This is a genomic window from Agrobacterium sp. CMT1 (assembly GCF_037203725.1).
Classification (GTDB): domain Bacteria; phylum Pseudomonadota; class Alphaproteobacteria; order Rhizobiales; family Rhizobiaceae; genus Agrobacterium; species Agrobacterium pusense.
On record NZ_JBBCAR010000002.1, the window covers coordinates 12677 to 25233 of the forward strand.

The 12557-nt window shown below is 56.2% G+C and carries 7 protein-coding genes and 1 tRNA gene; 6 read left to right on the plus strand and 2 right to left on the minus strand.

Features of this window, described 5'->3' with window-relative positions; genetic code table 11:
- The first annotated feature begins 60 nt into the window (after positions 1 to 60).
- The 4 genes from WA845_RS02720 (at position 61) to WA845_RS02735 (ending at position 7604) form a co-directional block, all read left to right on the plus strand.
- Positions 61 to 489 carry a hypothetical protein gene (locus WA845_RS02720; RefSeq protein ID WP_162719250.1) on the plus strand — a complete coding sequence of 143 codons (429 nt, stop codon included), beginning with the start codon at positions 61 to 63 and terminating at the stop codon, positions 487 to 489.
- Positions 490 to 499: 10 nt separating this feature from the next.
- Positions 500 to 2881: a hypothetical protein gene (locus WA845_RS02725; protein WP_112555867.1), complete on the plus strand. Its 2382-nt coding sequence runs from the start codon at positions 500 to 502 to the stop codon at positions 2879 to 2881.
- Between the two features lie 57 nt (positions 2882 to 2938).
- Positions 2939 to 3253, plus strand: a complete 315-nt coding sequence (locus WA845_RS02730) for a hypothetical protein (protein ID WP_112555869.1) — start codon at positions 2939 to 2941, stop codon at positions 3251 to 3253.
- A gap of 112 nt (positions 3254 to 3365) precedes the next feature.
- Positions 3366 to 7604 carry a D-Ala-D-Ala carboxypeptidase family metallohydrolase gene (locus tag WA845_RS02735; protein WP_337322169.1) on the plus strand — a complete coding sequence of 1413 codons (4239 nt, stop codon included), beginning with the start codon at positions 3366 to 3368 and terminating at the stop codon, positions 7602 to 7604.
- A 1314-nt stretch (positions 7605 to 8918) separates the two neighbouring features.
- On the opposite strand, the gene WA845_RS02740 is transcribed toward WA845_RS02735, so the two are convergent.
- Together WA845_RS02740 and WA845_RS02745 are read right to left on the minus strand one after the other, a co-directional pair.
- Positions 8919 to 10487, minus strand: a complete 1569-nt coding sequence (locus tag WA845_RS02740; protein ID WP_337322170.1) for a site-specific integrase — start codon at positions 10485 to 10487, stop codon at positions 8919 to 8921.
- Positions 10488 to 10557: 70 nt separating this feature from the next.
- A tRNA-Thr gene (locus tag WA845_RS02745) sits at positions 10558 to 10632 on the minus strand.
- 155 nt (positions 10633 to 10787) lie between these two features.
- On the opposite strand from WA845_RS02745, the gene WA845_RS02750 reads away from it, so the two are divergent.
- Both WA845_RS02750 and murA read left to right on the plus strand, forming a co-directional pair.
- The gene (locus WA845_RS02750) at positions 10788 to 11054 is read left to right on the plus strand and encodes a hypothetical protein (RefSeq protein WP_112555877.1); all 267 of its coding nucleotides are present in this window, start codon (positions 10788 to 10790) and stop codon (positions 11052 to 11054) included.
- Between the two features lie 102 nt (positions 11055 to 11156).
- The gene (murA, locus tag WA845_RS02755) at positions 11157 to 12449 is read left to right on the plus strand and encodes a UDP-N-acetylglucosamine 1-carboxyvinyltransferase (protein WP_004439925.1); all 1293 of its coding nucleotides are present in this window, start codon (positions 11157 to 11159) and stop codon (positions 12447 to 12449) included.
- The last annotated feature ends 108 nt before the right edge of the window (positions 12450 to 12557 follow it).

Here is a 12557-nt window from a genome sequence, read left to right on the forward strand (position 1 = left end):
TCAACCGCCATCTAACGCGGCCCTAAGCGGGGCCGTGAGCGGTCAATCTATGGGCATTCTATGCACACCTCTCTGAACGAAAAGTATCCATCCGCCAAGCGCCCCATTGTTCTCTTCACCGATGATGAGGGCACGGAAGTTGTTCGTGTCGGCCTTCGTTGTGGCCACTCTGCTATCCTGAACGCTGACGATTTCCATCGCCTCATAGTCCTTGGGGTTTCTCCGAACTGGTTTCTCAATTTGGATGGTGCTGGTCAGTTTCCCTATGTGCGCGCCCATATGCCCGCCGCCAATGGCTGGACTGGCAATCTCGTGACCATTGCCCGACTTATCCGTCCGGTGCCCTTCCGCGGCCTCACCGTCCGATATCTTGATGGCTGCGCGCTGAACCTGCGCCGGAAAAACATCTACGTGGCCGACCGCCGCAGCGGTGCGAAAGGTCGTGAATGGTCCTTGGTTAAATCATCTGAAATCGAACTAGACGCCTGAAGGAAACACGATGGCAACCAAACTACCCGGCCTGTCCGGTAATGATGATATTCTAGCACGTGCTGGAGCAACGGCGAACACAGGCCGCGTGGTGACAAATTACCAGCCGCCCAGAACTCCCGGCTTGCGCCCAGTCGCGGCCCCGGTGGACATGTATGCGCGCCCTGAGCGTGCACCAATCGATAACCGCTTGGCCGACCTAGCGGACGCCCTTGGCTCCCTTAATCCGGCCCTTCAGCGATACGCTCAGGCTGAGAAGCAACAGGATGATGAACTTCTCCCGGCGCGCCTTGCCCAGCGGTATAGCGGTCGCTCCGCTGAAGAGCAGATTGAGATGATGAAGAACGACCCGGACATGAAGTCCACTATGGGCCAGCGCCTCATCGCATCTCATGCTGGCCGCTCGGTTGCTGAGCAGGTGGCGCAGAACGTTATCTCTCAGTATGAGAACGGTTTCGACAAGGAGAACGGCGACATTGACGCCTTCTTGAACGAAGCTCAGCGCAAGGCCATCGAGGCAAATCCGAACAACCCCTTCTTTGCGCAGGAGTTCGGTACAGTATTCGGCCCCATCGCAGGGAAACTGAAAGAGCAGCAGCTAAGCTACAAGACCAAGGCCACTGAAGACCGAGTTCAGGAAACTGTTCACGGTTCTTGGCTGGGCACCGTGAAGGCAGGCATCGCCGCTGGCAATGATCCATCTGCTATCGCTACCGCCCTGCGCCAGTCCTATGATGCAAACAAAGACCTTCTCTTTGTGGACTACAAGGACCAAGACAAGGCGATGGTCGGCGTCATGCAGTCCCTCACAATGGGCATGGAGCGCGAACCCGGAAACGCAAAGCGCTATCTGGAAGTCATCAAGGAAATTGCCACGCAGGACCGAACGGGGTCGGACGGCACAAAGATTGGAACGCTGCTTGACAGTGCGGCACTTGGCCCCGATGTCGCGAAACTTCTAGCCGCCGCTGATGACCAGTATGGAAAAATCCGCGACCGTGAAACGACCTACGCCAAGCAAGACTTTTGGATGCAGGCTGAGAACGGAAATCTCGACAAAGATAGGCTGCAAGAGTTCTGGGATAACCCCGATAACAAGGGTGCCATTACTGAAGCTGAACGGCGAGGCCTTGAGCAGCAGGACTTCAGCGCAAAGCAGGCCAAGAGCAACGCATTGTTGAAAGCAGGCGCGAAAGCGCAGGCACAGCAGGCGAAGAAAGTCATCCTAGATGGTGCCCTTCTTGCCGGTGACAAACAGGGGCTACCATGGCTCACCCCTCAGAAGTACGTTGACGAGAACGGTGAGGAAAAAATCGTCACCGTGGAACAGCAGCGTGAAGCCGCCGTTCAACAGTTCCTCGACAGGGAGCAGCGTGAACTTCAGCGCAAAGGCTCATCTGAAGCTGCCGCCGACGAGTCATTTAATCGGACGGTTGCATGGCTTTCTACGAACGGCGCAAAGCATCCCCAATGGGAAGCGACCATCAACGCTGGTGCCGTGGCGATGAACACGGTCATGGCGGGCGGTGAAATCCCCGAAAACGCAAAGAAAGGATTTGAGCTATATCGCCGCCTTGTTGAGCGCGCGCCCCAGCTTGCGTTCTCAATGTCGGATGAGGCAGCGCGGACTCAGTATGATGTTGCCAAAACCTTGGTAGAAAGTGGCACCCTCTCAGAAGACCGTGCACTGGTGACAGCAGCGGAATATAGCCGCGACCCCAGCAAGTTCAATAGTCCCACGGCGTCCCTACGTTCAGAGGAAATCCGGAAGTCTCTTTCCGATTTTGAAGGCGGGTGGATTTCCGGCTTCGGGGAAATGAAAAACCCTGAAGTTGTCTCCACTGACATTCAGAAGCTTGCTGATGTGTATGTTAAGGCGGCTGGGCTTCCGGCAGACCGCGCCCTTGAAAGGGCCAGTGAGGCAGCGCGTCGAAACTACACTAATATCAACGGCTGGGCCGTCCGCACCGGAGACAGGACAATTCCACCGGACTTCTCAGAACTGGCAACCGACTTCATCCACAACTGGGCGAAAGATAATGCCGAGCGGTTAGGGATTGACCCAGACGACCTATCAATACTGCCGCTGACAAACTCCGCAACGAACTGGCGAATTGTTCAGGCTGACGGCCTTCCCATCGACCTAGGCGCGGACACCATCTTAACGACCGCTGACCTGTACCAAATGAAACAGGTCAAACGCGAGCGTGAAGAGCGGCGTATCGAGGTTGAAAGTCAGGAACGTTATGAACCTATGGTGACGCTGCCCAGCTTGGGTATCACCATCGGCAAGCCCAAGCTATCCGGCTACAGCAAGGATGAAGTCAAACGCATCCGTGAGGAAGGTCAGAAAGCGCTGACCGCTCCGCAGAGAGGCAGCGGCGGCTGGTAACGTCTGCGGCCCTTGCCCCATCGCTCCCACGTGCAACACGTATAAACAGGACCAAGGATGAACACTAACACCGCTGCGCGCGCCATCACTGACATTAGCATGGTCGATGACCTAGACCCGAAAATGATTGATGTTGTCATTGACGGCAAACCGGAAAAGATCATGAACGCCGATTTCATCATCACTCTTGCTAGAGACAATGAGACGAACGGCGGACGTGCACTGTGGCGAGAGTACCGGAAGATGCTGGCTTATCATAGGAATAGTCCCGGCGAACGTCCCGGTGAAAAGCTCCGCACGGATGCCTTGATGGACGCCCTGCGCAAATTGGACCACCCACTAGCGCATTCGCCACAGGTCCGCTTCTGGTAGCCCCAGAGTCTTAGGATCCATCACAACGTTAATCCAAGCAGCAACCTTCGGTGCCCCTCAGCGCCGGAGGATAGCCGCGTCGTGCGCCCATAAAGGGCAGCTAAGGAAATCAATGGCAAACCTCATTAATCTGGGCGGTGACATCGACGGTCTCTCGCCCAATGCGAAGTCTATGCTGGACGGCTTAGCCGCCCATAGCGGCCTCCCTGATATCCGCGTAAGGTCGGGCTTCAGAGACCCAAACCGGAACCAGAAGGCTGGCGGCGCGAACAATAGCCAGCACATTCACCGCAACGCTATCGACCTCGATATCTCCGGGTACGACGACAACCAGAAGCGCAGTATTCTTGATGCGGCTATTGGTCTGGGCGCTAAGGGAGTTGGCATCTACCCATCGGGGAACAGCCTTCATCTCGACGTTCGGGACACCCCGACTGTCTGGGGATGGCACCCCGCAGGGGCGTACAAAAGTGCTGATGTCAGCCAAGCAGAAGAATGGGCACGTGAGAGCTTGTCGAAGCTCATGGCGCAATCTCCCTCTGTTACGCCCACGGCACCCGCGATCAGCATAAGTGCCAAATCTCGTGCCCTACCTTTGTGGTGGAATTCTCTGGAGCAGCAGGCAGCAACCGCAGGCGTGGACAGTGATGTTCTTTACCGGATTGGTGGCGCGGAAAGCATGTTCAGAAATGTCCCCAATGCAGGTGGCACATCAAGTGCTCACGGCCCTTTTCAAATTATTGAGGGCACTTGGAACGGTGTCGCTAAATCGCGCCCAGACTTGAACCTAACGAACCGGCTAGACCCTGAGCAGCAGGCCAAAGCCGCGCCTTGGATTTTGAAGGAATACACCGACATTGTTCATAAGCGGATTGGGCGTGTGCCGACTGCGGGTGAGCAATATCTTGCATGGTTCCTTGGCCCCCATGACGCCGCTAAGGTTCTCAATGCGCCCTCTGGTGTAGCCGTTAACGGCATCATTTCGCCAGACTCGATTGGTGCTAACCCGGACGTGTTCAAGGCCGTTCAGTCTGTCGATGACATGCGGGCATGGGCCGAAAAGAAGATGAGCGGCGAAGGGCTGGACGGCACCATTCGTGACACCCCTGAATATCCTCCAGTTCCAGACATGGGACGCGGTTTCGGCATCCTGAAATCGCCAGACCCCTACAACGACATCGAACGTGCCCAAATGGAAAAGCGACGTGACGAAGAGTCCTTCGGCTTCGGGCGCGGCGCTTGGGAGGCCATGAAGCAGGAGTCTGCGATTGGCTGGGCATTCGAACAGGCAGGCAGGCCCGCACCGGACGTGAACTTCACTGTCTCGCAAGAGCTTCTGAAGGAGCGTGCCGCAGACGTGCCGACACAGTATCTCGGATATCTCAGCGACAGTCACTCGTCTGCCGACTTCGACCAGCGACTGAACCGTCTCCGGAAGGATATCGAAGTCGAGCAGAAGCTTGCGGCAATGGGAGCAACAGGCATCGGCTTGCGGCTCGGTGCGTCTATTGTTGATCCTGCTGGATGGCTGGCAACCGTGGCCGCATCTCCCATCGGTGGTGCGATCAAAGGAGGCCGTGTGGCTCGCATCCTAGCAGGAGCCGCTGAGGGCGCTACAGCCAACCTGGCACTCGAAGGTGTGATGTCTCAACTCAAACCTACATGGGAGACTGAGAACCTGATTTATGCCGGTGCCGGTGGTCTCGCTTTCGGTGCAGCCTTCGGCTCAATGGGGCGTAACGCCGCGAATGCTGAAGAAGCCAACACACTCGTTAAACATTCAAGGGAGCTTATGTCGAGCGTCGAAATGGGTCGCTCAGTAGGTGCAGCCCAGAACCCGGCATCGCGGAACCCCATCCGCACCGATATCTCGGAATACCTCAACAAGAACTTCGCGGATGCTCAGGATAACTCGGCCCTTAACGGCTGGCATCGCTGGGACTTAACAGGGCGCTTGAAGGCATCTGAGAACCCCCTTGTTCGCGCACTTGGTAATCTCATGCCTGAAGAGACGGTAGGTCAGAAGAAGGGTGGCGCTACGTCCCGCGCAATCACCGAAGACCAGATCATGATACAGCGCCGCTTCGACATCTCTTGGAGCCGCGCCTATCGTTCTGCATGGTCCGACTTCAAGGAGCGGAACAATCTCGGATGGGCTGCGGGAATGAACGGTGAGGAAACCGCGTTCCGTCAACAGATCACAGCAGCCATTCGCTCGACCGACCCGCTTGCTGAGTTCGACCCTGCCGTGATGCGGATGAAGCAGGAATGGAACAAGATTAGCGCCGCATATGTGAAGCTCACTCAGGGCGATCACTTGGCGCTAGATGGCACCCAACGCGCCCCGATGAAGGGCTGGGAAGGCTTGAGTGAAAGTGACACCTACGTTCCCCGTTTGGTGCACTGGCAACGGTTCCGCGAACTTCAGGATGAGCTCGGTTCGAACGGGATGGCGCGCCTCATCTCTCAGGCAATCCAAGGCCGCAATGCTGACATCGAGAAGGTGAAGGCCGACAAGATTGCTGCCGGGTACGTGAAGCGCTTGGAGCAGGTTGAGGCCGGTCAGGAACTCTCTGCCGCTCGAATTTTCTCGTCTCTCGATATGGACGAGATGCGGATGAACCTTGAGAATGTCGGTCTCGACCCGGAAGACATTGAGATGGTCGTGGGCGGCATGGCTGGCCGTGATGCTGGCAAGGCTGGTCAGGCTAGAGGGAAGCGCAGGCAGTTGCTTGACGAGAACTTCAGCATGACCCTCCAGACCAAGAACGGGCCACGTGAAGTGCGCGTAGCCGAACTCTTTCACGACGATGCTCAGTTCCTCTTTGAGAGCTACAATCGCCAGATGTCAGGGGCCATTGCGATGTCCCGTTTGCGCGTTGAGAACCCCAACTGGAGGCCCGGTGAAGAAGACCTTCATCCGCGCTATCTGGTGGATGGCGTGCACAGCCGCGCTGACTGGGAGAAGGTCATCAAACAGGTGCGCGCTATCGCGTCGAGTGAAGGAGCCACTAAGGGTATGCGTGAAAGCGTTGACGCTGACGTGGACCGCCTTCAGTTCTTGTTCGATGGTATCACCGGCACGCCGTCGAAGTTCGACCAGTCCAACATGGCTTCGGCCGTTCGCATGATCCGTGACTACAACTTCCTCCGTGTCATGGGTCAGGTGGGTTTTGCTCAGGTGGCCGAAATCGGAATGATTACCGGCTCTCTGGGACTGAAGACTGCCATCCGCTCTATTCCCTCCCTGCGCACATTCATGCGTGACGCCAAGACCGGGAAGCTGGCTGACGTTGACGCCGAAGCTCTGGAGTGGATCAGCACGGCTGGCACCGACACGCTGCGTGGTATGAGCCATATCGTGACGGATGACTTTGGCGCGCCGATAACGAACGCCGGTAAATCGTCTTTGATGCTGCGCGCTGAAGGGGCGATGAGCCGTGGCGCTAGGGCTATGACCTTTGCAAGCGGTATGGCCCCCATCAACGCCTACCTCCAGCGTTGGGCTGCAAAGGGCGTCCTTCAGAAGTTCATCGACATGAGCGAGGAAGGCGCACGGGTAAACCGGAAGCGTATGCGCGTGCTTGGTCTCAGCGATGAGATGCAGGACCGCATCTTTGCCGAAGTCCGGAAGAACATGGGTGAGACCGCAGGCGAGCGTGAAGGCTCAAAGCTGAAGCGCCTTAATCTGGAGAAGTGGAACCCCGAAGTACGCGGCGCATTCGAACACGCCATCTTCAGGTGGACCCGCAAGATTATCCAAGAGAACGACTTAGGGCAGACGAACACGATGCTGGGCCACACGCTCGGTAAACTGTTCTTCCAATTCCGCGGTTTCATGCTTGGGGCTTGGACGAAGAATACCCTCCATAACGTCCACATGCGGGACTGGGAGAGCATGTCCATGATCCTTGCAACGATGACCTTTGGTAGCCTTGCTTACGTGGGGCAAACACACCTTCAGGCAATCGGCAGAAGCGACCGCGAAGACTGGCTAGAAAAACGCCTGTCACCGCAGAAGGTGGCCGCAGCAGCCTTCCAAAGAGCGGGGTTCTACTCCATCTTCCCTGCTGTAGCCGACAACATGGCCTATGTCGCCGGGTTTGATCCTCTCTTTGACAGTCGCGTCACCGGACAACCCTCACAGGGGCTGACTGCCTTCCCAGCACTGGGGATGATCGACAACGCTATGAACTCCGCGCGAGGTATCGCCGGTGCGGTGCAGGGCAACCCGTTCTCTCAACCTGATGCTAGGGCGATGTTCGGGACGCTTCCCTTCCAGAACACACTGCCCATGCTCTGGTTCGCTAATACAGCTATAAGGGGGCTTCCTGAGAAGGACAGTCGCTGATTAAGAGAAGGCCACGGTGCGCCTCACCGTGACCCTCATTCTTAAGCCTCTAGCGAAGGGGCGGTGTTCGGCAATCCGAACTCCCGCACGTTATCGGCGCGCCTAACATTCTGCAATACTTCACCGACATGTCACCAGTTTAGGCTGCTGGCGTGTCGGTTTTTTTGCCGGTCGCAAGATCGAATAGAAGCGTGACTACAGAAATCGATCAAAGAAGCTTCTATAGCGAGTCTTCAATTCGGAAAGACGTTTACTAGCTTCCTGAGGTGTGATCTCGCCCCGCTCGTGCTGTTGACGAATTTTAGCGGCTTCATCTCTTAGTTCTTTCAAACGGTAAGAGTGCTTAGAACCTCTCGCGCTACTCGGATGCTGTTCTTTGACGGCCACGCCCATTTTTAGCCTCCTGAATAAGTTCACCAATATGGTTCAGTATGGGTTCACACGTAACAATAATCGAATTCGATCTGTTCCCGTAGAATGCGTATGGTTGTTTACAATCGATGGAGACAAATCCCCTAACTACCTTTTGCTCGCCCTCATCTGCGGCGAGTGGAAAGAAGAAGATTGATCTATAATCGGCCTTCGATTGCGTAGGACTTGATACCGAACTCTTCCCAAATTCTCGAACGTCATGCACGACGCGAGGCAAAGCACCATTCACGCATGCAGTGTGCCCCAACATTCGGTCCGCGTCTACCTCGCGGTTCACAGGCCTCGTATTTCCGGGATTTCTATGGCGAATTTTCATGCGACTTCGACTGTTGCCGATATACAGAAGAAGTGACACAGACAAATCGCCGGACTGCGACTTCGTTATCTGACGGGAGAAAACTTCCAAGACACCCAAGCAGGCCCGTATAGCGTCGTCACGCTCAATCTCGTCCAGTGTTTTCCGGACTCGGTGAGCAGCTAGTAGGTCGCCAAAACGGACCACAATATCTGTTTGGTTATCTCCGGATTGACTCGCCTTTTCCTTAGACAGATTATCTAGGAACGAAACAGCACTATGGCCGATGAAAATAGAACCGGCCACCACTCCGGCGAGTATACCCGTTATCGAACCATATATCCAAGCAACTACAGGGGCAGAAGAAGCCATCGCAGTTTTGGCAACCCAATGTAAAACTCCATAAACACGAAAGCGTTTCGGAAAACGGTTATAGTAAAATCCCTTTAGCCAGCGCATAAACCTTTGGTGCCACGCATAGCGGTCCTCGATCCATGCCTGTTTGAGTGCCTCAAATTTCTCAGGTCTCGCCAAAGGTGCTGCTCGCTCTGTATTATTAATATTCCCTTTTGACGCATTCGGCGGAATTATCCAAGCCTCTGTGATGTCTCTTCCTGTGAATTACACGGCGGCTTCACCTCGTAACGTGGTATCTTCATGATTTCCCGGTACAGAGCTTTCAAAGAATATTCCCCATAACCCGAACTCGCACTACCGTCCTCGTGGCCTTGAATGGCGTCCATGTAGCGCGGTGCGATATCTACATCACGAGCTATAGTCTTAAATCGGTGCCGCCACGCATGGTTTGGCTGCACTCGTGGATCTACAACCTTCGCGAAGTCACGAACCCAATCACCTACTTTTCCTCGCACGCTCGCTGCCTGCGTGTGGCCGGGCTTTCGGTTGCGGTCAGATGGCGCATAGAAAAGCGGACCTGCTGGTCGTGACTTAATGAAGTCTAAAAAGCCGAGTTCGATCAGGTGGGGATGAAGTGGGACGATGCGGTATTGGCGAGTTTTTACGCTTCCAGCTTCCGGCGTAATGCGAATAGCATCGATACCATCTTCATTGATTACGTCCTCTTTCCGTAATTGAGTTATTTCCCCAGCCCTAGCTCCAGTGTATGCACAAAGCCACGGCACCCATTTACAGGCAACCTTATTCAAATCAGCCATTTTGCCAAACAGCGACGGTTCACTCATCGCACAAGACAAAATGGCTCTCGCTTCGTCGTCCGTGAACCCCGGCGAACGCACCCTCACTCCTTTCGGAACACGAACTTTAACGGCGTGTGTGGGGTCAACCTTTATCCTAATCTTTGACAGTGCGGTTCGATAAACTGTTCGTATCGCGGCGAGATATTTTGAGTGGACGGTTTTTGAGGATAGTCCTCGCCCATGTTGAAGGTGTTCGACGTACCGCGCAATGTCCTCCGGCGTGATTGCGTCTGCTTGCTGATGTCCAAGGAAAGCTGACAAATCATCAATCTTCTGCCTAAAATCCTCAATCGTCCGTGGCGCTTTGCCCTCAGCCAGATGGTCACGCTTCCAAAGATCAAACAGGTCTTGCAGACTTGGGCCACCCAGTTCGAGCTTGGTTTTCCCGATTGAGGGAAACCGCCCGGCGTTAGGATCAGGGCTGTAATCACCAATAGAGCGTTTGGCCTGTTGTTCAGCGAACTGCTTGAATGCTCGGTTTGTCTCGACCAGCAAGCGCGCGCGGCTTGTCACGTCCGCGCTCACGCCCTCGTCACGTAACAGAGCGTCTGCTTGTCGGCCGCACCACTGCTCCAGCTTTCCAGCTTGCTCGGCTTCTTCCGCGAGGCGGAGGGTATGAGTCCAAATAGCAGGGTCTCCGGGCTCGTTCTCGAGCGCACTCATCATTTGCAGATAGAGCTTTCCAGAAAGGGCGACAATCTGCTTGTGTGGCATGGGTTCAGGCGAAGACCTTAGCGCCTTCCACTGCTTGGCCACCTGCTGCTCCTTCTCAGCAAAAAGCTCCTTCGCCGTTGCGGGGTCTTTAGTGCCAAGGGAAATCTTGATTTCTTTGCGACCAACCGCGTCAACCAAATCAGCAGGAACGCGGACGCGAAAGTAGTAGACGTTGGTCTTGGGGTGTTTGAATGGGCGCGGCATCTGAAGAACCAAAGTGGCCACCTTTGTGTACCACCGAGAGGATTTCAAAACCCTGATAACAGCCAACTTTTTTGAAAACAAGCAATTTTGATGGTGCTGCTAGAGAGATTTGAACTCTCGGCCTCTCCCTTACCAAGGGAGTGCTCTACCCCTGAGCTATAGCAGCATCCGGTGCCGAAGCGATCGCTTCAGCATCAAGCGTGGCGGCCTATTGCCACAGGTTTTTGACGAGCGCAAGTCGCAAAACGATATTCTTCATCAAGCGGCGCAAAAAAGCGCCCCCCCTGTTGAAAACAGCATTTTTCAGATATTGCTGAATCTATGACCGAACATCACGACAAACAGGTGAAGACAGCGTTCTGCGGGGACTTTTCCACGGGCGCATCCGACACGGCGGCCAGCGGCAAGCCGCAGGCGGGGCCCGGCGAAAAGGCGCGCCAGCGCGAAGCGGAACGGAAGGCGCGTGCCGCGAAGAAACTTCGCGAAAATCTTTTGAAGCGCAAACAACAGGTTCGCGCGCGCCGTGCTGGCGACGCAGACGACACCATTGGCCTGCCTGCCGCAAAAACGGACGAATCATCCTCATAGAGAATTCACAGCATAAAATTGAAACGCCGCGGAAATTCGTCTAAGGACGCGCCTTTCCGCAAGGCACGATAAAGAAAGGCGGGCACAGGCCCGTAGGGACGCATGGATCGCATCAGAATTACGGGTGGCAACAAGCTCAACGGCATCATCCCCATCTCCGGCGCCAAAAACGCCGCCTTGCCGCTGATGATCGCATCGCTGCTGACCAGCGATACGCTGACGCTCGAAAACGTGCCGCATCTGGCTGACGTGGAGCAGCTGATCCGTATCCTCGGCAATCATGGCGTGGATATTTCCGTGAATGGCCGCCGGGAAAGCCAGGGCGAAGCTTATTCCCGTACCGTGCATTTCACCTGCCGCACCATTGTCGATACCACCGCTCCGTACGAGCTGGTCTCCAAGATGCGTGCAAGCTTCTGGGTCATCGGCCCGCTTCTGGCGCGTGAGGGCCGCGCCCGCGTCTCCCTGCCGGGCGGCTGCGCCATCGGCACGCGTCCCGTTGACCTGTTCATCGAGGGCCTGCAGGCGCTCGGCGCGACGATGGAGATCGATGGCGGCTACATCAATGCCTCGGCCCCCAAGGGCGGCCTCATCGGCGCGGTCTATACCTTCCCCAAAGTTTCGGTTGGCGCGACGCATGTGATGCTGATGGCTGCAAGCCTTGCCCGTGGCACAACCGTCATCCACAACGCCGCCCGCGAGCCCGAGGTTGTCGATCTGGCGCACTGCCTGATCGCAATGGGCGCGAAGATCGAAGGCGCCGGCACCTCCACCATCACCATCGAAGGCGTCACCTCGCTTTCCGGCGCGCGCCACCGGGTTTTGCCCGACCGTATTGAAACCGGCACCTACGCCATGGCAGTGGCGATGACCGGCGGTGATGTGGTGCTGGAAGGCACGCGCGCATCGCTGCTCGACAATGCACTCGATACGCTCAGGCTCGCGGGCGCCACGATCAGCGAGACGGAAACCGGCCTGCGCGTGGTGCGCAACGGCAATGGCATTCAGCCGGTCGATGTCGTCACTGAACCGTTCCCCGGCTTCCCGACAGACCTGCAGGCGCAGTTCATGGCGCTGATGACCCGTTCCCAGGGCGTTTCCCACATTACCGAAACGATCTTCGAAAACCGCTTCATGCATGTGCAGGAGCTTGCCCGGCTCGGTGCGAAGATTTCGCTTTCCGGTCAGATGGCTCGCATCGAAGGCGTTTCCCGCCTCAAGGGTGCGCCTGTGATGGCGACCGATCTGCGCGCTTCCGTGTCGCTGGTCATTGCCGGCCTCGTGGCCGAGGGCGAGACCATGGTGTCGCGCGTCTATCATCTAGACCGCGGCTTCGAACGCCTCGAGGAAAAGCTCACCCGCTGCGGCGCGTTGGTCGAGCGCGTCAGCGATTGATCCATTCATCGCCGCTCATCCGTTTTCTACCCGTTGCACAGCGGGCCGGGACTGCCTATTTCCATTGTAAGTCATGGAAATAGCGGTCCTCACCGCACAAGAAGGAAG

Coding starts and splice junctions, on each gene's coding strand:
- WA845_RS02735 (WP_337322169.1), top strand. CDS start 3,366: ATGGCAAACCTCATTAATCTGGGCGGTGACATCGACGGTCTCTCGCCC.
- WA845_RS02720 (WP_162719250.1), top strand. CDS start 61: ATGCACACCTCTCTGAACGAAAAGTATCCATCCGCCAAGCGCCCCATT.
- WA845_RS02750 (WP_112555877.1), top strand. CDS start 10,788: ATGACCGAACATCACGACAAACAGGTGAAGACAGCGTTCTGCGGGGAC.
- murA (WP_004439925.1), top strand. CDS start 11,157: ATGGATCGCATCAGAATTACGGGTGGCAACAAGCTCAACGGCATCATC.
- WA845_RS02725 (WP_112555867.1), top strand. CDS start 500: ATGGCAACCAAACTACCCGGCCTGTCCGGTAATGATGATATTCTAGCA.
- WA845_RS02730 (WP_112555869.1), top strand. CDS start 2,939: ATGAACACTAACACCGCTGCGCGCGCCATCACTGACATTAGCATGGTC.